The sequence below is a fragment of the Pseudomonas sp. 14P_8.1_Bac3 genome, from assembly GCF_025466085.1.
Lineage (GTDB): Bacteria > Pseudomonadota > Gammaproteobacteria > Pseudomonadales > Pseudomonadaceae > Aquipseudomonas.
The window spans coordinates 52366-76431 of record NZ_JANLOD010000072.1 but is presented as its reverse complement, the minus strand read 5'-3'; the positions used below and the strand labels follow the sequence as shown (position 1 = coordinate 76431).

Annotated in this window: 22 protein-coding genes and 1 pseudogene; 10 read left to right on the top strand and 13 right to left on the bottom strand. The window is 62.3% G+C overall.

All coding sequences use genetic code 11. From position 1 onward, the window contains the following. Positions 1 to 86: 86 nt before the first annotated feature. Positions 87 to 323: a hypothetical protein gene (locus NTD84_RS25640; RefSeq protein ID WP_262171430.1), complete on the bottom strand. Its 237-nt coding sequence runs from the start codon at positions 321 to 323 to the stop codon at positions 87 to 89. Positions 324 to 504: 181 nt separating this feature from the next. On the opposite strand from NTD84_RS25640, the gene NTD84_RS25635 reads away from it, so the two are divergent. The 6 genes from NTD84_RS25635 (at position 505) to yghX (ending at position 7596) form a co-directional block, all read left to right on the top strand. Beyond that, positions 505 to 2268, top strand: a complete 1764-nt coding sequence (locus NTD84_RS25635) for an L-lactate permease (RefSeq protein WP_262171428.1) — start codon at positions 505 to 507, stop codon at positions 2266 to 2268. Between the two features lie 146 nt (positions 2269 to 2414). Beyond that, on the top strand, positions 2415 to 3914 hold the full coding sequence (gene glcD, locus NTD84_RS25630; protein ID WP_262171425.1) for a glycolate oxidase subunit GlcD: 1500 nt from the start codon (positions 2415 to 2417) through the stop codon (positions 3912 to 3914). Further along, the gene (gene glcE, locus NTD84_RS25625) at positions 3914 to 4978 is read left to right on the top strand and encodes a glycolate oxidase subunit GlcE (RefSeq protein WP_262171423.1); all 1065 of its coding nucleotides are present in this window, start codon (positions 3914 to 3916) and stop codon (positions 4976 to 4978) included. Before glcD ends, glcE begins: the two co-directional genes overlap by 1 nt. A 3-nt stretch (positions 4979 to 4981) precedes the next feature. Beyond that, the gene (gene glcF / locus NTD84_RS25620; RefSeq protein WP_262171420.1) at positions 4982 to 6220 is read left to right on the top strand and encodes a glycolate oxidase subunit GlcF; all 1239 of its coding nucleotides are present in this window, start codon (positions 4982 to 4984) and stop codon (positions 6218 to 6220) included. Then, positions 6220 to 6621, top strand: coding sequence for a heme-binding protein (locus NTD84_RS25615; protein ID WP_262171417.1), 402 nt, complete (start codon positions 6220 to 6222; stop codon positions 6619 to 6621). The genes glcF and NTD84_RS25615 overlap by 1 nt, the downstream gene beginning before the upstream one ends. An 87-nt stretch (positions 6622 to 6708) precedes the next feature. After that, positions 6709 to 7596, top strand: a complete 888-nt coding sequence (yghX, locus tag NTD84_RS25610; protein ID WP_262171414.1) for a YghX family hydrolase — start codon at positions 6709 to 6711, stop codon at positions 7594 to 7596. Here the strand turns inward: yghX and NTD84_RS25605 are convergent. Together NTD84_RS25605 and NTD84_RS25600 are read right to left on the bottom strand one after the other, a co-directional pair. Continuing rightward, positions 7593 to 8537, bottom strand: coding sequence for an aldo/keto reductase (locus NTD84_RS25605; RefSeq protein WP_262171412.1), 945 nt, complete (start codon positions 8535 to 8537; stop codon positions 7593 to 7595). The two genes, yghX and NTD84_RS25605, sit on opposite strands and share 4 nt — an antisense overlap. Positions 8538 to 8578: 41 nt before the next feature. After that, positions 8579 to 8806: pseudogene (locus NTD84_RS25600) on the bottom strand (MFS transporter); the annotation flags it as partial. Positions 8807 to 9014: 208 nt separating this feature from the next. Here NTD84_RS25600 and NTD84_RS25595 point away from each other — a divergent pair. Continuing rightward, positions 9015 to 9803: an alpha/beta hydrolase gene (locus tag NTD84_RS25595; protein ID WP_262171409.1), complete on the top strand. Its 789-nt coding sequence runs from the start codon at positions 9015 to 9017 to the stop codon at positions 9801 to 9803. A gap of 9 nt (positions 9804 to 9812) precedes the next feature. Here NTD84_RS25595 and NTD84_RS25590 read toward each other — a convergent pair whose 3' ends face one another. From NTD84_RS25590 to NTD84_RS25580, 3 genes are all read right to left on the bottom strand, one after another. Further along, positions 9813 to 10142 carry a hypothetical protein gene (locus NTD84_RS25590; protein ID WP_262171407.1) on the bottom strand — a complete coding sequence of 110 codons (330 nt, stop codon included), beginning with the start codon at positions 10140 to 10142 and terminating at the stop codon, positions 9813 to 9815. A 91-nt stretch (positions 10143 to 10233) separates the two neighbouring features. Further along, the gene (locus NTD84_RS25585; RefSeq protein WP_262171405.1) at positions 10234 to 10554 is read right to left on the bottom strand and encodes a DMT family transporter; all 321 of its coding nucleotides are present in this window, start codon (positions 10552 to 10554) and stop codon (positions 10234 to 10236) included. A gap of 61 nt (positions 10555 to 10615) precedes the next feature. After that, positions 10616 to 11071, bottom strand: a complete 456-nt coding sequence (locus NTD84_RS25580) for a carboxymuconolactone decarboxylase family protein (RefSeq protein ID WP_262171403.1) — start codon at positions 11069 to 11071, stop codon at positions 10616 to 10618. Positions 11072 to 11267: 196 nt separating this feature from the next. Between NTD84_RS25580 and NTD84_RS25575 the strand changes: the two genes are divergently transcribed. The 3 genes from NTD84_RS25575 to NTD84_RS25565 all read left to right on the top strand — a co-directional run bounded on the left by NTD84_RS25575 (position 11268) and on the right by NTD84_RS25565 (position 14011). Next, positions 11268 to 11921 carry an FMN-dependent NADH-azoreductase gene (locus NTD84_RS25575; protein ID WP_262171401.1) on the top strand — a complete coding sequence of 218 codons (654 nt, stop codon included), beginning with the start codon at positions 11268 to 11270 and terminating at the stop codon, positions 11919 to 11921. After that, the gene (locus NTD84_RS25570; protein WP_262171399.1) at positions 11887 to 13305 is read left to right on the top strand and encodes a PLP-dependent aminotransferase family protein; all 1419 of its coding nucleotides are present in this window, start codon (positions 11887 to 11889) and stop codon (positions 13303 to 13305) included. The genes NTD84_RS25575 and NTD84_RS25570 overlap by 35 nt, the downstream gene beginning before the upstream one ends. A 118-nt stretch (positions 13306 to 13423) precedes the next feature. After that, positions 13424 to 14011: a TIGR00730 family Rossman fold protein gene (locus NTD84_RS25565; protein WP_262171397.1), complete on the top strand. Its 588-nt coding sequence runs from the start codon at positions 13424 to 13426 to the stop codon at positions 14009 to 14011. 6 nt (positions 14012 to 14017) lie between these two features. Here the strand turns inward: NTD84_RS25565 and NTD84_RS25560 are convergent, their stop codons facing one another. From NTD84_RS25560 to NTD84_RS25525, 7 genes are all read right to left on the bottom strand, one after another. Beyond that, positions 14018 to 15058 (bottom strand): GGDEF domain-containing protein, encoded by a 1041-nt coding sequence (locus NTD84_RS25560; RefSeq protein WP_262171395.1) that lies wholly within the window; start codon positions 15056 to 15058, stop codon positions 14018 to 14020. A gap of 222 nt (positions 15059 to 15280) precedes the next feature. Then, the gene (locus NTD84_RS25555) at positions 15281 to 16423 is read right to left on the bottom strand and encodes an acyl-CoA dehydrogenase family protein (protein WP_262171393.1); all 1143 of its coding nucleotides are present in this window, start codon (positions 16421 to 16423) and stop codon (positions 15281 to 15283) included. Positions 16424 to 16434: 11 nt separating this feature from the next. Then, on the bottom strand, positions 16435 to 17628 hold the full coding sequence (locus NTD84_RS25550) for an acyl-CoA dehydrogenase family protein (RefSeq protein ID WP_262171391.1): 1194 nt from the start codon (positions 17626 to 17628) through the stop codon (positions 16435 to 16437). A 158-nt stretch (positions 17629 to 17786) separates the two neighbouring features. Beyond that, positions 17787 to 18872 carry a Zn-dependent alcohol dehydrogenase gene (locus NTD84_RS25545; RefSeq protein ID WP_262171390.1) on the bottom strand — a complete coding sequence of 362 codons (1086 nt, stop codon included), beginning with the start codon at positions 18870 to 18872 and terminating at the stop codon, positions 17787 to 17789. A 26-nt stretch (positions 18873 to 18898) separates the two neighbouring features. Then, a complete protein-coding gene (locus NTD84_RS25540) occupies positions 18899 to 20251 on the bottom strand; it encodes a coniferyl aldehyde dehydrogenase (protein WP_262171388.1) in 1353 nt (450 codons plus the stop codon). A gap of 120 nt (positions 20252 to 20371) precedes the next feature. Beyond that, positions 20372 to 22267, bottom strand: a complete 1896-nt coding sequence (locus tag NTD84_RS29925) for a LuxR C-terminal-related transcriptional regulator (RefSeq protein ID WP_315975575.1) — start codon at positions 22265 to 22267, stop codon at positions 20372 to 20374. Positions 22268 to 22685: 418 nt separating this feature from the next. Then, positions 22686 to 24053 (bottom strand): DUF1329 domain-containing protein, encoded by a 1368-nt coding sequence (locus tag NTD84_RS25525; protein ID WP_262171386.1) that lies wholly within the window; start codon positions 24051 to 24053, stop codon positions 22686 to 22688. Between the last annotated feature and the right edge of the window lie 13 nt (positions 24054 to 24066).

The window sequence follows — 24066 nt, the reverse complement described above, 5'->3', positions numbered from 1 at the left end:
TGCTCGCGAAGACGCCGGCACATCCAGCCTTGGCGGCGCCTGACACTCCGCCATCGCGAGCAGGCACGGCTCCCACAGGTTCAGCGCTACAGGGTTCTTTGCCCGTTACCAATGTCCTTCGCTTGCTCAATCCCCCACTCCATCGCCGCTTCCATGTCGAGAAAATGCAGCGCGGGATGGTCGTTTTCCTCAATGGCCGCGCCATCAGGTCGGTAGATACCTATGAACATGCCCAACGAACCATCGCGTAGGATCTCGGCCTTGACCTTGATGCTGCAGCCGTTCGACAGCGTTTCCGTGTGGACCAAATGGCGTTCTGTCATCGTTGCGTTCCTCCGGGTAGTGAAATCGGCCAACGCGTACCGCAGCCCGTACTATTAGTTCAAAAAATCCGCCAAAAGCCGCGATCTGCCGGGAACAGGACAGCGGCGGAATGCCACCTATACTACAAGCCACCGCCCCCTCGGGGTCTGCACTCCCAACAATAAAAAGCAGAGGTGGAACATGGTCTGGCAGCAAATCTACGATCCGTTCGGCAACCCGGTCCTATCAACCATCATGGCAGCAGTGCCGGTCGTGGTCATGCTGGCAGCCCTGGCGTTCTTCCACATCAAAGCACATCTGGCGGCCTTGCTCGCGCTTGCTTCGGCGCTGCTCATCGCGATCTTCGCCTTCGGCATGCCGGCGAACATGGCCGGTTCCGCCGCGCTGTACGGCGCCGCCAACGGCTTGCTGCCGATTGGCTGGATCGTGCTCAACATCATTTTCCTGCACCGACTGACCACCGAGAACGGCTCGTTCAAAGTGCTGCAAGACTCGCTGGCGCGGATTACCGATGATCGGCGCCTGCAACTGCTACTGATCGCCTTCTGCTTCGGCGCCTTTTTTGAAGGCGCGGCGGGCTTCGGTACGCCGGTGGCGGTGACCGGGGCGATTCTGATCGGGCTGGGCTTCTCGCCGCTGGCAGCGTCCGGCCTGGCGTTGATCGCCAACACCGCCCCCGTGGCGTTCGGCGCTCTGGGTACGCCGATCATCACCCTGGCCAAGGTCACCGGGCTGGATGAGATGGAACTGTCGATGATGGTCGGTCGGCAACTGCCGTTCTTCTCGGTGCTGGTGCCGTTCTGGCTGATCTGGGCGTTTGCCGGGTGGCGCAAGATGCTGGAAATCTGGCCGGCCATCCTGGTCGCCGGGATCAGCTTCGCCGTGCCGCAGTTCATCGTGTCCAACTACCATGGGCCGATGCTGGTGGACGTGATCGCCGCGCTGATCTCCATGGCCTGCCTGACCGGTTTCCTCAAGGTCTGGAAACCGGCCACCATCCACACCTCGGCCGCCCTGTCCGGGCGCATCGACAACTCGAAAGTCGACCCCGAGCACGAGGAAAAATCCGAACCCACCGCGACCTTCGCCAGCGACGCCAAGCCTGCGGTCATGCGCGCCTGGATGCCGTGGATCATCCTCACCGTGTTCGTGTTCGCCTGGGGCACCCAGGGCTTCAAGAACATGTTCGACACCCGTCCGGCGATCGACCCGGTCACTCAATCGGCCAAGCTCGATCCCGCAGGCAAGCCCGTGCGCGAAGCCAACCCGATCTTCGCCCCGGCGCTGACCTTCACCACCTTGCACTTGCAGGTCGAGAAAGTGCCGCCCGTGGTGCCTGCGCCGAAAACCGAAGAAGCCATCTACAAGTTCACCTGGTTCACCAGCACCGGCAGCGGCATCCTCCTGGCGGCCATCCTCGGCGGATTGCTGATGGGCTACTCGATTCCGCAACTGCTTCGCCAATACGTGAAAACGCTGTGGGTGGTGCGTTATTCGCTGATCACCATCGCGGCGATGCTCGCCCTTGGCTTCCTCACGCGGTATTCGGGGCTGGACGCCACCATGGGCCTGGCCTTCGCCGCGACGGGCATTTTCTATCCCATGTTCGGCACCTTGCTGGGCTGGCTCGGCGTGGCGCTGACCGGTTCGGACACCGCGTCCAACGTGCTGTTCGGCGGCCTGCAACGGGTCACCGCCGAGCAACTGCACCTCAGCCCGGTGCTGATGGCCGCCGCCAACAGTTCCGGTGGGGTGATGGGCAAGATGGTCGATGCGCAATCCATCGTGGTGGCGTCCACCGCCACGCGCTGGTACGGCCATGAAGGGGAAATCCTGCGTTATGTGTTCTTCCACTCCATCGTCCTGGCGATGTTGGTCGGCGGACTGGTGACGTTGCAGGCGTATGTCGCGCCGTTCACGTCAATGGTCGTGGGCGGGCATTAAGCGCCGCAAGGACACTGCAGGAGCGAGCTTTGCTCGCGATGGTCGTGAACGATAACGCGTGTCTGGTTATACGCGGCGTTCTTGAGTCCATCGCGAGCAAGCTCGCTCCTACAGGATTTTCACGAATGGAGTACTGTGAAACGACTATGAACATTCTCTACGATGAACGCGTTGACGGTGTGCTGCCCGAGGTCGACAAGGCCGCGCTGCTGCGGGCGTTGCAAACCCGCTTGCCGACGCTGGAAGTGTTGCATCAGCAGGAAGAACTGAAACCCTACGAATGCGACGGGCTGTCGGCGTACCGCACCACGCCGCTGCTGGTGGTGCTGCCGCGCCACATCGACGAGGTGCAAGGCGTCCTGCGAATCTGTCATGAACTTCAGGTCCCGGTGGTCGCCCGTGGCGCCGGCACCGGGTTGTCCGGTGGTGCGCTGCCGCTGGAAAAAGGCGTGCTGCTGGTGATGGCGCGCTTCAACCATATTCTGCACATCGACCCCGCCGCCCGTACCGCAAGGGTCCAGCCGGGGGTGCGCAACCTGGCGATTTCCCAGGCCGCGGCGCCATTTGGCCTGTATTACGCGCCGGACCCGTCCTCGCAAATCGCCTGCTCCATTGGCGGCAACGTCGCCGAAAATGCCGGCGGCGTGCATTGCCTGAAGTACGGCCTGACCGTGCACAATTTGCTCAAGGTCGACATCCTCACCGTTGACGGCGAACACCTTAGCCTCGGCTCCGACGCCCTCGACTCGCCCGGCTTCGACTTGCTGGCGCTGTTCACCGGGTCCGAAGGCATGCTCGGGGTGATCACCGAGGTCACGGTCAAGCTGCTGCCCAAACCGCAGACTGCCAAAGTGCTGCTGGCGGCATTCGATTCCGTGGAAAAAGCCGGGCGCGCCGTGGGCGATATCATCGCCGCCGGGATCATTCCGGGTGGTCTGGAAATGATGGACAACCTGGCGATTCGCGCCGCTGAAGATTTCATCCACGCCGGTTATCCGGTGGACGCCGCGGCCATTCTCCTGTGCGAACTCGATGGCGTCGAAGCCGATGTCCACGACGACTGCGACCGGGTGCGCCAGGTACTGGAGCGGGCCGGCGCCACCGAATTGCGGCAGGCGAAAGACGAGGCTGAACGCGTGCGTTTCTGGGCCGGGCGCAAGAATGCCTTCCCGGCAGTGGGCCGGCTGTCGCCGGATTATTACTGCATGGACGGCACCATCCCGCGACGCGAGTTGCCCGGCGTGCTGCACGCGATTGCCGCGTTGTCCGCCGAATATGACTTGCGCGTGGCTAACGTTTTCCACGCTGGCGACGGCAACATGCACCCGCTGATTCTGTTCGACGCCAATCAACCGGGTGAACTCGACCGCGCCGAAGCCCTGGGCGGCAAGATCCTCGAACTGTGCGTGAAAGTCGGCGGCAGCATCACCGGTGAACACGGCGTGGGCCGCGAGAAAATCAATCAGATGTGCGCGCAGTTCAACAGCGATGAGCTGACGCTGTTCCATGCGGTGAAAGCTGCGTTCGATCCGAGCGGTTTGCTCAACCCTGGCAAGAACATACCGACCCTGCACCGCTGCGCCGAATTCGGCGCCATGCATGTCCACGCCGGGCAATTACCCTTCCCCGAGCTGGAGCGTTTCTGATGCGCAGTGAACGGGATTTCGATGACAGCGGCGCGCTGCTCGAACAAGTCAATCAGGCCATGGAGAACACCACGCCGCTGCGCATCCAGGGTTCGAACAGCAAGGCGTTCCTGGGGCGCATCGTCGCCGGGGAAGTGCTCGACACCCGCAGCCACCGTGGCATTGTCAGCTACGACCCGACCGAACTGGTGATCACCGCCCGCTGCGGCACACCGCTGTCGGAGCTGGCGCAAGTGCTGGACGACGCGCAGCAGATGCTGCCCTGCGAACCGCCTTCCTTCGATGACGGCGCCACGGTCGGCGGGATGATCGCCTGCGGATTGTCGGGGCCACGGCGACCCTGGTCAGGCTCGGTGCGCGATTTCGTCCTCGGCACTAGGGTCATCACCGGGCACGGCAAGCATTTGCGCTTTGGCGGCGAAGTGATGAAGAACGTCGCCGGCTACGATCTTTCGCGCCTGATGGCCGGCAGCTTCGGCTCGCTGGGGGTGATCACCGAAGTGTCGTTGAAGGTTCTGCCGAAACCCCGGCAATGCCTGAGCATCAGCCTGGAGATGGACAGTGAACGCGCCTTGCTGCGCCTCGCCGAATGGGGCCAGCAACCGCTGCCGATCAGTGCCGCGTGCCACGACGGCGAGCGCCTGCATTTGCGCCTTGAAGGGGGCGAAGGTTCGGTGACGGCGGCTCATGACCGCTTGGGCGGTGAGTGGCTGGATTCGGCCTACTGGACCGACCTCAATGAACATCAGCTGCGCTTTTTCGACGAAGATCAGCCGCTTTGGCGCCTGTCCGTGCCGCACAACACGCCCCGGCTTGCCCTGCCCGGCAAGCAACTGATCGACTGGGGCGGCGCCCAGCGCTGGCTCAAGTCCGATGCCGAGGCGGCGTTCATTCGCAAGATCGTCGCGGAGGTTGGCGGCCACGTCACCTGCTACAGCCATGGCCTGATCGACAGCCCGTTCCAGCCGTTACCGGCCGCGCTGATGCGCTATCACCGCAACCTCAAGCAGCAACTCGATCCACGGGGCCTCTTCAACCCGGCACGCCTGTACGCGGAGCTTTGAATCATGCAGACGACCCTGAGCGATACCGCCCGGCAGTTGCCCCGTGCCGAAGAAGCCGAGAGCATCCTGCGCAGCTGCGTGCACTGCGGCTTTTGCAATGCCACCTGCCCGACCTATCAATTGCTCGGTGATGAACTCGACGGGCCACGGGGGCGCATCTACCTGATCAAGCAAGTGCTGGAAGGCAACGAGGTCACACAGAAAACCCAGCAGCATCTGGACCGCTGCCTGTCGTGCCGCAATTGCGAAACCACCTGCCCCTCTGGGGTCGATTACCACAACCTGCTCGACATCGGTCGGGCGGTGGTAGACGCGGCGGTGCCGCGCTCCATCGGCCAGCGCCTGTTACGTGAAGGTTTGCGCAGCGTCGTGCCTAATCCGCGCCTGTTCAAGGGACTGGTCAGCGGCGGCCAGGTGTTTCGCGCCTGGCTGCCTGACACGTTGCGGGCGAAATTGCCGCGCAGCGCGCCGCAGGCCAAACCGGGGCCCAGCGTACGACATGCCCGTCGGGTGCTGATGCTCGAAGGCTGCGTGCAACCGAGTTTGTCGCCCAACACCAATGCGGCGGCGGCTCGGGTCCTGGATCGGTTGGGCATCAGCGTCACCCCGGCCCCTGAGGCGGGCTGCTGCGGTGCCGTGGATTATCACCTTGATGCGCAAGCTGCCGGACTCGACCGCGCCCGACGCAACATCGATGCCTGGTGGCCGAGTGTCGAAAACGGCGCCGAAGCGATTGTGCAAACCGCCAGTGGTTGCGGCGCCTTCATCAAGGACTACGGTCATCTACTCGAGCGCGATCCGGCTTACGCCGACAAGGCGAAAACCGTCAGCGCGCTGGCCCGGGACCTGGTTGAAGTGTTGCGCGACGAACCGCTGGAAAGCCTCGGCATCCACAGCGACCAGCGCCTCGCCTTCCATTGCCCCTGCACCTTGCAGCACGCGCAGAAACTCGGCGGCGTGGTGGAAGCCCTGCTGATTCGCCTTGGGTTCAACCTCACGGCCGTGCCGGACAGCCATCTGTGTTGCGGCTCGGCCGGCACCTACTCGATCACCCAACCGGTATTGTCCCGGCAACTGCGCGACAACAAGCTGAACGCGCTGGAAAGCGGGCATCCCGACGTCATTGTCACGGCCAATATCGGCTGTCAGTCCCATCTCGACGGCGCCAACCGCACCCCGGTCCGGCACTGGATCGAACTGGTCGAAGCCGCCCTGCCCTCACCGATCAGCGGAGAATCCTAATGAAAAGCAAAGCCATCCTGAGCCAGGCCGAAGTCAGCCAGATTCTCGCCGCCGCCCGCAAGGAGGCGCAAAACAACAAATGGGCGGTAACCATCGTGGTCGTCGACGACGGCGGCCATCCCCTCGCCCTCGAACGCCTCGACGGCTGCGCCCCCATCAGCGCCTACATCGCCACGGAAAAAGCGCGCACCGCGGCGCTGGGACGGCGCGAATCCAAAGGTTATGAAGAGATGGTCAATGGCGGCCGCTTTGCGTTTCTGTCAGCGCCCCTGCTGACGTCCCTTGAAGGTGGCGTACCGATCATCGTCGACGACCAGGTGATCGGCGCGGTCGGCGTGTCCGGGGTAAAAGCCGAGCATGATGCGCAAGTGGCAAGGGTTGGGGCGCAGTGTCTGCATTGATCGACTGCTGGAATGTCGCGGGAGGGCGCCTGCAAAAGTTCTTTCATACGCTTTACTGACAGCAACTGATCAACAGGTAATGCACCGATGACCCGTCTCACCGCGAAAGACTTCGCCCCGGAATTGCTCGAACTCTATGACTACTACGCTCACGGCAAGATCAACCGTCGCGAGTTCCTCGACCGTGCGGCACTGTTTACCCTCGGCGGCTTGACCGCCAGTGCGTTGTTGGCCGCGCTCAGTCCGAACTACGCGCTGGCGGAGCAGGTGGAATTCACCGACCCGGACATCGTCGCCGAGTACATCACCTACCCTTCGCCCAAGGGCAACGGGCCGGTCCGCGGCTATCTGGTGCGCCCGGCCAACGCCTCGGGCAAGGTCGCGGCGGTGGTGGTCGTGCATGAGAATCGTGGGCTCAACCCATACATCGAGGACGTGGCGCGGCGGGTGGCCAAGGCCGGTTTCATCGCCCTCGCGCCGGATGGATTGACGTCGGTCGGTGGTTATCCCGGCAACGACGACAAAGGTCGGGAGCTGCAGGCGACGGTGGATCCGGAAAAACTCATGAATGATTTTTTCGCGGCCATCGAGTGGCTGATGAAACACGATGGGGGCAACGGAAAAGTCGGGATCACCGGTTTCTGCTACGGCGGTGGCGTGGTCAATGCCGCGGCGGTGGCCTATCCGGAACTGGCAGCCGCCGTGTCGTTTTATGGCCGGCAACCGCAGGCCAAGGATGTGCCCCGCATCAAGGCACCGCTGATGCTGCACTACGGCGAACTCGACACGCGGATCAATGAGGGGTGGCCCGCTTATGAACAGGCTTTGAAGGCGGCGGGCAAGACCTATGAAGCCTATATCTATCCAGGCGCCAACCACGGGTTCCACAACGACTCCACACCCCGCTACGACGAGGCCGCGGCGAAACTGGCCTGGGACAGGACGCTGGGGTGGTTCCGGCGTTACCTGGTCTAGCCCACCACATCGATCAATTGCTCGCGCTGCGCGCCGGTGAGCATCGGACCGAACCCGGCACCGGCGTTGTCGGCCATGTAGCGCGGATTGCCGGTGCCGGGGATGACACAGGTCACCGCCGTATGCGCGAGCAAAAACTTCAGCGCCAGTTGCGCCCAACTGGTGACGCCCACTTGCGAGGCCCAGCCCGGCAGCGGCTTGCCTTTCAACCGTGTCAGCAAATCACCGCCGCCAAACGGCCGATTACAGATCACCGCCACGCCGCGCTCGCGACACAGCGGCAGGATGCGTTTTTCGACGCCGCGATCGTCCAGCGCGTAGTTGATCTGCAGGAAATCCAGCGGCTCGGCCTTGAGCACGGCTTCGACTTCGTCATAAGCCGATGCGGTGTAATGGGTGATGCCGATGTAGCGAATGCGCCCTTCTTCCTTCCATTTGCGCAGGGTGGGCAGATGGGTTTTCCAGTCCAGCAGGTTGTGGATCTGCATCAGGTCGATACGGTCTGTCTGCAGTAACTTGAAGGATTGCTCCATTTGCGCGATGCCTTCTTCGCGGCCACGGGTCCACACCTTGGTCGCCAGAAAAGCGGGTGAGCGCGGCTGGTGGATCGACAGCAGCTCGCCGGTGGTCTGCTCGGCGCGGCCGTACATGGGCGAACTGTCGATCACTGTCCCGCCCTTTTCGAACAAGACGCCGAGGACGGCGGGCAGATTCTTGTAGGCGGGATCCGCCGGTGCAACATCAAAGCCGCGATAGGTGCCCAGGCCGACCATCGGCAATGGCTCGTCGCTGGAAGGGATGGCGCGGGTCAGCATGTGTTTGCCTCCTGTTTCCTTCGACGGCGCGGTGGCGGCGAAGGCCGGATCGAAAGTGAGAACCGCCGACGCACCGGCAGCCAGCGTGAGTATTTGGCGACGTGTGAACCCATCAGTGCGGCTCATGGTTTGGTCCTTTCACTGTTCGCCTTGTGTGCCTGCTGTCGAGCCAGCCAGACACTCAAGCTGCCCCACAACCCGGCAAACGGCACGATCACCAGGGCCCCGCCAATGCCGATCAGGCGGATCAACGGCGCGGTCAGCAACAGCTGGCACGTCAAGGTCAATACCGACACGGTCAGATCGACCAGGGCGAAGAATTGCGTCCTGCTGGCCACATCAGAATAGCTGCCAGCGACAATTCGTCCCTGTTCGAAATACAAAAGGGTCGCGGATCCTGACGTGACTTGAGTCCGCCAACGACGCAGCACTCTGTAGGAGCGAGCTTGCTCGCGATGGACGTCAACGATAACGCGGGAAACCTGACACCCCGTTGTTCGGCACGCAGTGCCTGAGGGGCGATCCATGTCGAGCGCGCGACCGCCGTTCAACTACACTCTGACAGCGATCAACACCAGCGCGCCTTCCCGCCCAGAGCAGTCAATGCCACCCACTCACCCAAGCCGTGTGCCGCGCATCCTGATGTATCTCGTCGTCATCCTCGTCGCGTTGTACCTGGCGCTGTGTACCGCGCTGTTCGTATTCCAACGCGCGCTGATCTACTTCCCGCAACCCGCCGCGATCAGCACGCCAGAGACGCTGCTCACGTTGTCCGTGGCTGACGCACTGGTGCAGGTCACCGTCAGGCCACACGACGGGCCAAATGCATTGATTTATTTTGGAGGCAACGCGGAAGACGTTTCGCGCAACCTGCCGGAATTCTCCGAGGCCTTTCCCGACCACGCGCTCTACCTGCTGCACTACCGAGGGTTCGGCGGCAGCAGCGGTTCGCCCTCCGAAGAGACGATCGCCAGCGATGCCCTGACCGTGTTCGACAAGGTCTACGACACCCATCCGCATATCACCTTGGTCGGCCGCAGCCTAGGCTCGGGGGTTGCCATTCGCCTCGCCAGCCAGCGCCCGGCCGCGCGGCTGATCCTGATCACGCCCTACAACAGCCTGGAGGACATCGCCGTGCGCCAATACCCGATCTTCCCCGTGAAGTGGCTGCTGAAAGACAAGTTCGAATCATGGAAATACGCCGCCCATATCTCGATACCGACGCTGCTGTTGGCGGCTGAGCAGGACGAAGTCATACCGCGCTCAAGCACGGAGCAACTCTACGAGCACTTCGCCAAGGGCGTGGCGACCCTGAAGGTCATCCCCGACGCCGGACATAATTCAATCTCCGACAGCCCCCTGTACTTCAAGCTACTGGAGAAAGGTCTGTAGAGCGCTCGATCATTTACGCGCCAGCTTGTAGCGCAGGCAATCGTCGTAGAAAACCTGACGCAGTGCCGCGGGTTTGATCCGCGAAGGACTGTCGTATGTTTGCTCGGTGATGCCCATCGCCATCATGCGCATCCACGGCTTGCTGAATTTGTAGGTCTGCAGTTTCTGCCGCGCGGCGTACAGCGAAACGCCCGCCAGCTTGAGTTCCTGGGCCTTGGCCGCCGTGCCCGCGCCCCAACTGCACATGTACCGGTCATTGTTTTGAAGATCTTTGGCCTGGGCCGGGACAGCAACACCTGCCAACCCCAGCGAAATCAGTGCGATCCATACATTGCGCATTTAAAGCCAGCCCTAACCACCTGAAATTGAAGTGATTTTGGCGGTACTTTCAAGGCTTCGGGGCCAGCAAAATGCCTTACTTCAAGCGGCCTCAGTTTCCCGAGACCAGTTTGAGGCCGATAACACCGCCCAAAATGACCACGATGCACATGATCCGCAGTAACGTGGTGGAATCTCCCAACACCGCCATCCCCAGAATCGCGGTGCCGGCAGCGCCGATCCCGGTCCATACCGCGTAGGCAGTGCCCACCGGCAAGGTTCGCAATGAAAGAGAAAGTAGAAACACGCTCGACAAACCGGTCGCGGCCGCAAGCAGGCCAGGGGTCAATCGGGTAAATCCGTCAGAACCCTTCATGAAGAAGGCGAAGGCAATTTCAAGAATGCCCGCGAGGCCAAGCAGTGACCATGCCATGGTGATGACTCCATTGGTTGACCCACCGGGCCTGAGAGCCCGGCGGGTTTTTGATTGAAAGTCAGGCCTTGCTGGCAGCGGCCGGTTTCGCACGGAATGTCACACCGAAGCGGTTGAAGGCGTTCATCAGGCCGATCGCATAGGTCAGGTCCGCCAGTTCCTTGTCGCTGAATTCGGCTGCCGCAGCGGCATAGTCCGCATCAGGAACGCCGGTTTCCGCCACGCGGGTCACGGTTTCGGCCCAACTCAGCGCGACACGTTCGCGGGCACTGAAGACTGCGCCGGCATCACGCCATACGGGCACCAGCACCAGTTTTTCAACGCTGACGCCGAGCTTGACCAGATCCCGCGAATGCATGTCGATGCAGAAGGCACAGCCATTGATTTGCGAAACGCGCAGATAGACCAGGTCGATCAGTTCGTGGGACAGACCGCTGTCCTGCAAGTAGACGTAAACCCCGCCGAAAGCGTTGTAACCTGCCGGTGCGGCCTTGGCGTAGTCGAGACGATTACTCATGTTGAGTCCTTGTGTTTGCTGGTTGAGGGAGGTCATCGTGTCGCTTCTTGGCCTTGCTGGTAAGGTCCATGATCGGCCTTGAGTTATAGGCCATGATCCACAGATCATGGCCCACTCACTTAGGCTGTTCATGGCTCTTTGGCGTGGGTCATGGGCTCCCTAGAATGATTCCCTCACACATCGAACCGGGTGAATCATGAAAATCCTCCACGTCACTTGCAGCCCTCGCGGTGAAGCGTCCGAAAGCTATCGGCTGTCGCAAAACATCATCAGCCTTTTGCTCAAGAGCAATCCCGCTGCCACCGTCATTAACCGGGTCATCGGTGGAGGCTCGCTGTCCCCTATCGATGAGCCCTACGCAATTTCCCAACAGGCGTCCGCCGACGTCAGCGTCCTTGGCTCGATCGCCCGCTCGGACCTGCTGATCGAGGAACTGCAACGCGCCGATGTGCTGGTGATTGGCACACCGATGCACAACTTCAGCGTGCCCGCGACGCTCAAGCTGTGGATCGATCACATCGCGCGCGTGCGGCGTACGTTCAATGTCGGTGCGCAAGGCAAAACCAGCCTGCTACAGGACCGTCCGGTGTATGTTGCAGTGTCTTCGGGCGGGCGGTTTTCCGGTGTGACGCCGCGGCAACCGGATTTTCTGACGCCCTATCTGAAGGCCGTACTGGGTATGATCGGGCTGCATGACGTGCACTTTTTCTCCGTAGAGGGAACCGCCATGGGCCCGGACGCCGTCGCCGTCACCAGGCAAAAAACCGCTCAGGCGCTACGTGAGCATTTCTCTGCGTACCCATCGGTTGAGGCTAATGACCCTTCAAATCAAAAACTTCTCACCCCTTGATCCGAGCGCCACGGAACCGATCTATCGGCAGATCTACTGGCGCTTCCGTGGTGCGATCAGCGATGGGCTGCTGGCCCCCGGCGAGCGAATTCCCGCAGCGCGGGCGTTGGCGAAAGAGCTGGGCCTGGCGCGCGGCACCATCGACACGGCGTATTCACTGCTGACGGCGGAGGGTTATCTGCTGTCGCGGGGTCAGGCCGGCACCGTGGTCGCTCCGGGGATCAACGTCAGGAAGCCTTCCGCAACCACGGAACAGGCGTTCAATCCGGCCGCCAGCACGTCGATCCGGCATAAGGCACCGGTGCTGCCGTTTCAAATGGCCCTGCCCGCTCTGGACGCGTTCCCGAGGAAAATCTGGTCGCAGATCGGCGCACGTTGCGTACGCGCCACGCGGATTCCGGACATGGCCAATCCGTCGGTGCTGGGTCTGGAATCATTGCGCACCGCGATTGCCACTTACCTGCAGGTGGCGCGGGGCATTACCTGTTCGCCGGCGCAGGTGTTCATCACTGCGGGCTACCGCAACACCCTGGCGCTGATCGCTCATACCCTGCTCAGACCCGGCGACCGCGTGCTGGTCGAAGATCCCGGCTACCTGCCGACCCGCCAGTTGCTCGCGCATCTGCAAATCGAGGTGGCGCCGGTGCCGGTGGATCAGGACGGCATGCAGGTCGCGTACGGGGTGAACAGCGCGGCGGATGCGCGGGCGGCGGTGGTCACGCCAGCGCATCAAAGCCCGCTGTGCGTGTCGCTGTCACTGCCGCGAAGATTGGAACTGCTGGAATGGGCGACCCGGCAGCAGGCCTGGATCGTCGAGGACGATTACGACGGTGAGTACCGCTACGTCAGCCGCCCGCTGCCGGCGCTGAAAAGCCTCGACCGCGATGGTCGGGTGCTTTACGCCGGCACGTTCAGCAAGGTGCTGTTTCCGGGCATTCGCCTTTCGTACCTGGTGGTGCCGGCGGCGCAGGTCGAACGCTTCGAACACGTCAGCGAGACCTTCCTCGGCGGTTGCCCGGAATTGACGCAAGCCATCGTTGCCACGTTCCTGACCGAGGGCCATTTCGCCCGGCATATCCAGCGCATGCGCAAGCTTTACGGCGAACGCCGGGAGGCGACGGCGCGCGGGTTGAAGAAGGCGTTGGGTGACCGTATCCGCATCGATCTCCAGCCTGGGGGCATGCACCTGATTTTGCGCCTGACGGAGCCGCAGTCCGATCGGGCACTGGTCCAGCGGCTGCTGGCGGCGGGTATCTATGCCGAAGCGTTGACGGATTGGCAGGTTCGGGACGAGACGGATTCGGCGCTGTTGCTCGGGTTTGCCAATATTGATTCAGCGGACACGGCGCAGCGGTTGGGCGAGCGGATACTGGCGTTGATGTAGCGACCTGGCAGACGCCGCAGCAATCCCGATCATGGCCCAATCAAACACCCTGTTCTTGGCCCTGTCCGGGCCCGACGGCGCATCGCATCATGGGCGTTTCATCACCTGGAACGACCCCATGCCCACACTCCGCAGCATTGCCGTTTTTTCAGGCTCCAACCTCGGTTTCAACCCTGATTACGAAGCCGGCGCCAAGGCGCTAGGCCGCGAAATCGCGCGCCGCGGTATCCGCTTGGTCTACGGCGGCACCGTCAGGGGCTTGATGGGTGTGATGGCCGATGCTGCGCTCGCCGAAGGCGGTGAAGTGGTCGGCATTGTCACCCGCCTGCTGTTCGACCTCGGCCATCTTCACCACGGCCTGAGCCGCCATGAAATCACCCCTGACATGCGCAGCCGCAAGACGCGCATGAGCGAAGCGGCGGACGCGTTCATCGCACTGCCCGGCGGACTGGGAACGTTCGAAGAGTTGTTTGAAGCAGCGACCCTGACCCAACTGGGCGAGCACAGCAAAGGCGTGGCCTGCCTGAATATCGGCAACTTTTTCAACCCGGTGCGCAGCCTGCTCGACCACGCGGTGAAAGAAGGCTTCATGAAAGCCGAGCACAGCCAGATGCTGATGTTCGGCACGGACCCAGCGGCACTGATCGATGCGCTTGAGCAGTGGCAGGCGCCGACTGTAACCAAATGGATCGGCGCCACGGCATAGCGGCGACTAGTGATGCACCCGGTTGCGACCGGTGCGCTTGGCCTGGTACAGCGCGTCATCCGCGCGGGTCAGCAGGCTGTCGAGGTTCTCGCCGGCTTGCGCGAAGGCCACGCCGAACGAGGCGGTGACCGTATCGAGGACCTTGCCGTCGACCCGTGCCTTGATCCGCAACGACTGGACTTTCACCCGCAGCTGTTCAGCGAACGCTGCGGCGCTGTCGAGGTCGGCGCACTGTTCGAGAATCACGCAGAACTCCTCCCCGCCATAGCGCGCCGCCGTGGCGTGAGGTGGCAGCGAACTGCGCAGCACCTGCCCGACATGTTGCAGGACCCGATCGCCCAGCGGATGACCGTACTGGTCGTTGAACTGCTTGAAATAGTCGATATCCAGCATGACCAGCGCCACGCCTTGGGACTCATTGCGTAGCGCCCGTTCGAGCAGACGGGTGAAGGCGGTGCGGTTGAGCAGCTCGGTCAGGCCATCGAGGGTGGCGGCCAGTTGCGCGCGTTCAAGCTTGCTGCGCAGGGTCTTTATCTCGTTCTGCGCCGACTGCAACTGGGAGAGGAAGCGCTCCTGCTGGCTCTGCATCAGCTGAGTACTCTGTTGCAGCTCGGTCAGAATATCCGGTAAACGCTCATTGACCGGCGACTCGAGCATTTCCAGGCAACGTCCCAGACTGCTCTGGAAATTCAGATTGCCTTCGACGCTGCGCGAAACGTCACGCTGCATGTCGTCGACCAGGTTCATCGCCTGTTGCTGTCCGGCGCGGGCCTCTTCCAGCTCGTCGTGAATGATGTAGTCGCGAAACAGCCGCGTGGCGGACTCCGGCGGGAACCCATCGAAGTCCTTGACCACCCGGTCCAGGTGACGATTGAGCTCCGGATCCTGGCCCTTGCTGTAGGTGTACCAGAGTGCGTAATGCACGGGATTGGGCGGGATGTTGTGACGCACCATCAGCGGGATGGCCTGTTTGAGCAGCGCCGCCGCCTCGCGGGAATCTTCCGGATACAGCGCCAGGGCAGTCGCACGCGTCTCTATTTGGCTCATAACATCACTGTGGTTGTGAATGATTGGCATACGCAAAACGCTGCGAGCATAACCAGACGCGTGGCAAACAGCCATACCCCCGTGAATTGAGTAGTTGGACAACCTGTAGGAGCCAGCTTGCTGGCGATGGTCGTGAACGATCGCGCGTGCTCCCTGAACAAACGCGCTGCGCTTGAGTCCATCGCCAGCAAGCGGACTCCTGCCGGGGTGACGCCGTGCCCTTCACGCCACCTGCAGCAAGTTCGCATAGGCCTGCAAGTGATGATCGTCATCACCGAACTGACGCGCCACCATCAGCAGGTGCTTGGCATGGTGCGAAAGCATGTACTCCCACGTCAGGCCAATCCCGCCGTGCAGCTGAATACTCTGATCGGCAACGAAGCGACTGGCGCGACTGACGATGTACTTGGCCGCCGCCAGCACCCGACTGCGTTCGTCGGTGTCCGGCTGATCGGAGACGCACGCCGCCAGCAGGGCCATGGAAGTGGCCTGGTCCAGTTCGATGCGCATGTCGACCATGCGGTGCTGCAATACCTGGAACTTGCCGATCGGCTGACCGAATTGCTGGCGTGTCTTCAGGTAGTCGAGCGTCAACGCGCACGCGGCTTCCATGCTGCCGACCGCTTCGGCGCATTGTGCCGCGATGCTGCGACCTTGCTGATAACGCAGGGCCGGCAAGACCTGACCCGCCTGCCCCAACATCGCGTGGCGGTCTACGAACACGTCTTCGAGATAGAGCTCGCAGGCCATGCGCCCGTCGATGGTCGCGAACGAGCGACGACGCACGCCACTGTCATGGGGATCGACCAGAAACAGGCTGATGCCCTGCTCGTCACGCACGCCGTGACTGGTGCGCGCCGAGACCAGGATCAGCCCGGCACTCTGGCCGCCCACGACCACCGACTTGCGACCCTTGAGTCTCCAGCCGCCATTCACCGGCTCCGCGACAGTCTGCACATCGTGCAACTGGTAATGGCTCTGTGGCTCATCCAGCGCTACCGCCAATTGCAGACTACCGTTGCCCAACGGGGTCAACAGCCGGTCTTTCTGCGCTTCGGTGCCCAACTGGGCTACCAGGCCGCCGGCGAAAATAACCGAATGCAGGTAAGGCTCCAGGCACAAGCCACGCCCCAGTTCGGTCATGATCAGCAGGCTCTCTACCCCGCCGCCACCAAATCCGCCGTAGGCCTCGGCGAACGGCACCGCGCAGAGCCCGAGGTCGCCCAGTTGCTGCATGAATGCATGGCTGAAACCGTGTTCACTTTGACGAAACTGCTCACGCTGCTCGAAACCGTAGGTATCACGCACCAAGCGGGCCGCGGTGTCCTGCAGCATCAGCTGCTCTTCTGACAATCTGAAATCCATGGTCCGTGCCCTTACAGTTCGAGAATCATTTTCGCGATGATGTTTTTCTGGATTTCATTGGCGCCGCCGTAGATCGAGGCTTTGCGCGCATCCAGATACTGATAGGTGGCCGCACTGCTGTAGTCGGTGTAGAGCAACGCCTCCTCGCCGTAACCCAGTTCCTCTTCAATGAACGGCATGGCGTAAGGGCCCACGGCCTTGCTGATCAGCCAGGTGATCGCCTGGCGAATCTCGGTTCCCTTGATTTTCAGGTACGAGCTTTCCGCCCCGGGCACGCCGCCGTCGCGAACCGCCGCCAGGGTACGCAGGCTGCTCATTTCGGCGGCCATCAGTTGCATCTCGACGTCAGCGATCTGTGCCCGGAACAACGGGTCGTCGATCAGCGCTTCGCCGTTGCGCAGTTCCTGGCGGGCGATCCGTTTGAGGCGCTCGAGCAACGCCTTGTTCTGGGCGATGCCGCCAATGCTGGTGCGCTCATGGGTCAGCAAATACTTGGCGCAGGTCCAGCCCTGGTTTTCCTCGCCGACCAGGTTGCCCACCGGCACCTGTACGTTATCGAAGAACACTTCGTTGACTTCGTGTTCGCCGTCGAGGGTGATGATCGGGCGCACGGTAATGCCGGGGGTCTTCATGTCGATCAGCAGGAAGGAAATGCCCCGCTGCTGCCGCGCCTCGGGGTCGGTGCGCACCAGGCAGAACATCCAGTCGGCGAAATGCGCCAGGGTGGTCCAGGTCTTCTGGCCGTTGACCACATAGTGATCGCCCTCGCGCACGGCGCGGGTTTTCAATGACGACAGATCGGAGCCCGCGCCCGGCTCGGAGTAGCCCTGGCACCACCAGTCTTCACAGGTAAGAATTCGCGGCAGAAAGCGTGCCTGCTGCTCGGGCGTACCGAACTTGATGATCACCGGGGCGACCATTTTCAAGCCGAACGACGACACCTTGGGCGCACCGGCGGCGAAGCACTCCTCATCGAAAATATGCTTCTGCACGTCACTCCAGCCGGTGCCGCCGAACTCGACCGGCCAGGCCGGCGCCAACCAGCCTTGACGATTGAGCGTGCGCATCCATTGCACCTGGTGCTCTTTGCTCAAGCGCTTGCCCTGCACGATGCGCTGGGCGAACTCGCTCGGCAGGTGATCACGAAGAAACGCGCGCACATCCTCGCGAAATGCCAATTCGTCCGGCGTGAAATTTATGTCCATCAATCAACTCCAAAAAACGCTGGGGCGTGCACTCGTTCAAATACCGCAAAGCTCTCCTGCAGGAGCGAGCACGCTGGCGATGATCGCCAACGATAACGCTCGCAGCCTGACACTTTTTCGCGGGCAGTCTCGCGCCTGCAGAAGTACGGGATGTGGTTTTATTGGTCGAAGATGATCACCGACCGCGCCAGCTCGCCCCGGCGCAACTCGTCGAAGGCGTCGTTGATCTGCTCCAGCCGGATCCGCTGGGAAATCATTTCGTCGAGCTTGAGCTTGCCGGTCATGTAGAAATCCACCAGGCGCGGCATGTCGACCGGGAAGCGGTTGGACCCCATCAGCGAACCCTGGATGCGGCGTTCGTGCAGCAACTGCAACGGGTCCAGCTCGATTTTCAGGCCGGGCTTGAGCATCCCGATCACTGTGGCGGTGCCGCCCCGAGCGAGCATGGCGAAGGCTTGTTCGGCGGTCTGCTTGAGTCCGATGCATTCGAAGGCGTGGTGCACGCCACCGCGAGTGAGCTCCATCACCTGCTTGGCGGCATCACCGTCCTTGCCGTTGATCACGTCGGTGGCGCCGAACTGCCGGGCCAGTTCCAGCTTCGAATCAAGCATGTCGATAGCGATGATTCGCCCTGCCCCGGCCAGCGCCGCCCCGTTGATCGCGGCCAGCCCGATGCCGCCGCAGCCGATGACCGCCACGGTTTCACCCGGCCGCACTTTCGCGGTGTTGAACACCGCCCCGGTACCGGTGGTGACGGCGCAGCCCAGCAGCGCGGCGCGGTCCAGCGGCATGTCACGACGGATCGCCACGCAGGCGTTTTCGTGCACCAGCATCTGCTCGGCAAACCCCGACAGGTTGACGAATTGCGGCATCGGTTTTTGCACGTAGGTCAGGCGCGGTTCGTCGTCCTTGTCGCGCTTGGTTTCCGGCGACACGCAGCGGGCGAGGTGGCCGGTCACACAGTGCTCGCAGTGCCCGCAAAACACCGTCAGGCAGGTGACCACATGATCCCCCGGCTTGACCGAACGCACCTCGGAGCCGACCTGCTCGACCACGCCGGCCGCTTCGTGGCCCAGCACCAGCGGGCCGGGGTACGGGAACGAACCGTCGATCACGTGCAAGTCGGAATGGCAGACACCGACGGCTTTGGTACGGATCAGCACTTCACGCGGGCCCGGTTTGCTGATGCCCACCTCTTCAATGACCAGCGGGGCTCCAACCTGGTGGAATACGGCAGCTTTCATGGCAGTTCTCTCGAATGAAGTGGGGGTCAGGCCGGGTTGGCCGCGGTACGCAAAATGGCTTTGGCATGGCTGAAGGTACGGAAGCCGTCGATCCCGTGATAAGCGCCCATGCCGCTCTGACCGACACCGCCGAACGGCAGGCCTTCGGTGCTGGCATGGCTCAACACACCGTTGAGCGTCACGCCGCCGGAGCAGGTGCGCGTCAGCACTCGAGCCTCTTCGGTCGCATCATTGCCGAAGTAGTACAGGGCCAACGGACGTGGCCGGGCGTTGATCCACGTAATCACGTCGGTGATGCTGTCGTACGGTTTGACCGGCAGCAGCGGGCCGAAGATTTCGTCCTGCATCACGTGCAGGTCATCGCCAGGGTCCCGCAGCAGGGTCGGCACGATCTTGTTGCGCGGCGCGGCGCTGAAGTCCTCGTCGGCGGCATTGAGTTCGATCATCTCGACACCGGCTTCGCGTGCTTCGCTCAGGTAACCCTGCAAGCGTTCGAAATGACGGGTGTTGATAATCGAGGTGTATTCGGGATTGTCCTTCAAGGTCGGGAAGAACCCGGCGACCACGGCCCTGGCGACATTGATGAAAGCGTCCACCGACTCACGGGGCACGAACACGTAGTCGGGTGCGACGCACAATTGACCGCCGTTGAGCAGTTTGCCGATCACCGTCTTGGCCACCGCGTCCTTGAAATCGGCGCTACGGGAAATGATCGTTGGTGACTTGCCACCCAGCTCCAGGGTCACCGGCACCAGGTTTTCCGCCGCCGCACGCAGCACGTGCTTGCCGATGCTGGTGGCGCCGGTAAACAGCAAGTGGTCGAACGGCAGACTGCAAAATGCCTGACCGACGTCCGCGTCGCCAAGCACTACCGCCACTTCGTCTTCGGCATAGACCGAGCGGAGCAACCGGGCGATCAGCGCCGAGGTTTGCGGGGTGAATTCCGACGGTTTGATCATCACTCGGTTGCCCGCAGCCAAAGCACCGGCGAGGCCGCTGAACACCATGTAGCCCGGCACGTTCCACGCGGTGACGATGCCCACCACGCCGAGGGGCTGGTATTGAACCCAGGCTTCACCGGTTCGCGCCTGGCGCGGTTCAGGCCGCATCCATTCAGCCAGTTCGGCCTGGGTCTGCTTGAGTGTCGCCAGGGGCGACAGCACTTCGCTGCCCTTCGAGAAACCGGGGCTGCGGTGGCCGAAGTCAGCCGTCAGGGCGGCGATGATCTCTTGCTCATGGTTGACCAGCAGGCTGATCGCGCGCCCGAGCAATTCACAGCGTTGCTCAAGGGTCCAGGGGTCGCTGGCCAGGAAGGCCGCCCGCTGTTTGTCCAGGATCGTGCGGATGTCGGTGCTCGGTGAATGCTCGATGGCGCTCATCACTACCTCTCTTGTTGTTGTCAGGACGCGACCGCAATTGCGCAGCGCTGCGTGGGGTCTGCACGCATGGTTGATCATCGATTCGGTGGCGCCGCCACCCGGATCAGGTGGGTGGCGCTGTCAGGCGAGAATCCCCATTGCCTTGGCGCTATTGATGGCCTGGGTACGACGGCAGGCGCCGAGCTTGACGTTGATGTTCTTGGCGTGGGTTTTCACAGTGTTGACCGAAATGAACAGGCGACTGCCGACTTCACGCACCGACATGCCCTCGGCGAGCAACTTGAGTACCGACACCTCGCGGGGTGTCAGGCCGTCCTGGTAATCCGGCACCATCGAAACGCCCGCAGGCACCGGCCTGTCGCGGTCCCCCCCTTGCTCGCGGTTGACGATCCGCGCTTTTTGCAACGCGATCGACCGCTGGTAGCACACGTTGTCGATCTTGCCCCACTGCATGCGGCGCTCGGCCTCGTGCAATAGCAGATGGGCCTTTTCCGCGTCGCGGTTGCGCGAGGCAATCTCGGATAACAGCAGATAGGCGCTCAACACGAACGGCGCGCAGCCATCGCGGACCTGTAGCAGTCCGGCCTGCACGACCTGCTCGGCTTCGCCGGTGTGGCCCAGTTGCAACAGCAACTCACCGTGCAGAAACATCAAGCGGCCCAACAACGGATAAGGCTGGGACCGGCTGGCAGTCAGTTGATTGAGCTCGGTGCGCAACAATGAATGCGCCAGGCTCAGGCGGCCCTGCAGCATCATCAGGCGTACGCGATCGGTGTTGACCAGCACTTCGGCTTCACGGCTGCCCTGGCGGCGGGCCAGCTCCAGCGACTGGTCCAGCAGCGTTTGGGCCTCGTTGAGTTCGTTGCGGTTCATGGCCTCCCGCGCCAGCGTGCAATGGCACAACAACACCGATAGCCAATCCTGCGGCGTGAGGTCGTGCAGCGCCCCCTGGCAATGCAGCCGTGCCTGCTCGGCGTTGCCGCGCAACGCGCACAACGTGCCGTGCAAGGCTTGCCAGTTCGCCAGCAGACGCCGGTTTCGCTGTGGATCGGGCAACGGCAAGAAGTGGCCGAGACGTTGCAGGCAGGTTTCGGCTTCCTCCAGCCGTCCGCTGAACAACAGTGCCTTGGCGCACAGGTAAATCAGGCGCGAACTGCTTTGCAGCAGGTGCGGTTCAATACGCTCGCGCCAGTCCATGACTTTATTCAGGTGCCGCTCGCTGAGGATCCAGCTCAACCACAAGCGCTCCATGTAGTTGGCGGCGACTTCCGGCTGATCGGCACTCAGCGCTTGTTCGACTGCATCATCGACATGCCCCAGCACACTGAGCAGCTGGCAGGCGCGCAGGCGCAGGCGATTCAACGGCGCGCCACCCAGACGGTCCTGCAGGGCCTGCGCCACGGCAGGCAACACGCAGAACCAGCCGGGCTGATGGTCGATCGGCATGAGGAAGGCCTGGCTATCCAGGAGGCTCCTGAACACGCGGGCGCCTTGCTGCCCTTCCCAGAGTTGCTCGCAAAGATCGGCGCTGGCCTTGGACAAATGCGCGAGACCGAAAAGGACTTCGCGCTGTTCTTCGCTCAGGCGCGACAGCAGTTCCCGCTCCAGGTACTGACCCAGCAATGACGCAGGCAGTAAACGCACGCCGGCGCACCAACCGCCGGTGTTGTGCCACAGTCGCTCCCGGGAAGCGCTGTCGGTATCGGGAGCGAGCAGGCTGACCAACGATTCGAATTCATCAGGGCGCAGGGCCAGTTGCCGGGCGTCCAGCTCCAGCAGTTGACCGGTGAGCATCAGCTGCGGCAGGTTCCAGTCGGGGCGTTGGCGGCAGGTGACCAGGATGTGCAGATGGGCGTTCTGGAGCATGAGGAGTTGGTCGAACCAGTGGTTGAGGTCCGCCGGCATGTCGGTGGGCAGGTCATCGAAGACCAGGCAAAGCCTTGAATCGTCATTGTTTGGACCGGCCTCCTCGCGAACAGGCTCGCCCCCACAGGGGAATGCGATCAAATTCGGCAACGCTGGGCCCGTCACCCAGTCCCCTGAGCCAAGATATGTCAGCAATGCCTCAGGCGCGATGTCAGGCGCCAGCCCAAGTTCACTGGCGAGCCTTGAACTCAACCGCGGCAAAACCTGGGATTGTCCTTCAAGACTCAACCAAACCAGCCGCCCTACGTTCCCCACGTCCCGAAAATACTCCCGAAGCAACGCGGTTTTCCCATACCCGGCAGGCGCGCACAGCAGTTGCAGGCGGCGCTGCTCGCGCTGGAGTACGTCGCACAAATGCGGCCGTGGCACAAACATGGCGGACCTCGCTGATGGTGTATGACGCCATCATTGAGCGAGCCGGAGGTTGACGCCCCACCCGCATCAGGTGGTAGCGAGCGCAAAGTACAACGCCCTGCGAACAGGGCGTTATCCGAAGCTTCAGGATCGGTCAGCGAATACCGGCGTTGCGCAGCGCCGACGGGGTAAAGTCCGTCATCTTCGCGGTCATGCCGTAAGTGGTGGCATGCTTGGACTGGTTGGTCATCGCCAGCACGTTGTAGCGACCGGCGATCAAGTCATAAATCCCGAGCATGGCGAAGTTGGGCGCGCCGCGTTCGTAATCGTTGATTGCATAACCTTCGGCCACCCGCCAGAGCTGGCCGCGACCGTCATAGTGATCGACCTCGGCCAGTTGCCAGGTGTCCTCGTCGAAGTACATGTCACGCTTGGCGTACACGTGCCGCTGACCCGGCTTGAGGGTCGCTTCGACATGCCAGACCCGGTGCAGCTCGTAGCGGGTCAGGTCCTGGTTGATATGACCGGGCTTGATGATGTCGTCGTATTTCACTTTCGGCGACTGCAACCGGTAGTTGTTGTACGGAATGTACAGCTCCTTTTTGCCCACCAGTTTCCAGTCATAGCGATCCGGAGCACCGTTCATCATGTCGGTGTTGTCGGCGGTACGCATGCCGTCGGAGCCGTTGCCCGGACCGTCGTAGGCTACCTGCGGTGCCCGCCGCACGCGACGCTGGCCGGCGTTGTAGACCCACGCCAGGCGCGGTTCCTTGACCTGGTCGATGGTCTCGTGGATCAGGATCACACTGCCAGCCATGCGCGAGGGCGCGGTGATTTCCTGTTTGTAGTAATACAGAACGTTGTCGCCCTGCCCGCCCTCGATGCCTTCCATCAACTGCGGGAAGGCCAGCTTGTCGTCGTACTCGACGATGGAATACGAGCCATTGGTTTGCGGCGCCGCTTGCGCGGCCTGGCGCTCCATGTTGCCGCCGCGATAACGGTTGGTGTGGTTCCAGTACACCTCGACACCGTTCTTGGGAATCGGAAACGGGTAGTAACGGGTTTGCGTGAAGTTCACCAGGCCGTTGCCGTCGGGCGTCAGCTCGGTGGTCACCGCGCTTTTTTTCGCGATGTCGTAGATATTCTGCGGCGACGCGGCGGTGCGCTGAGTCTTGTACACCGGGATCCGGTAGCTGTCCGGATAGCGCTTGAACATCGCCAGCTGCCCCGGCGTCAGCTTGTCCTTGTACTGCTCGGCGTTGGCGGCTGTGATGACCACCTGCGGTTTCTCGTCGGCGAACGGATCACCGAGAAAGCCGTTTTCCAGCGGCGCCGCGCCGGGTTTCAGACCTCCGGTCCAGGCGGGAATGCTACCGCTGGCATTGCCCTCTTTCTGAGCGCCCAACGGGGTCAGCGTCGTGCCCAGCTGAGCAGCCTCCTGGGGCGTAACCGCGGCCATGACGCCGCTGGCCAGCAGCGACAGACTCAGTGCGCCAGCGCGCAGAATGAAACATGCGTTCATATGAAAGTACCTC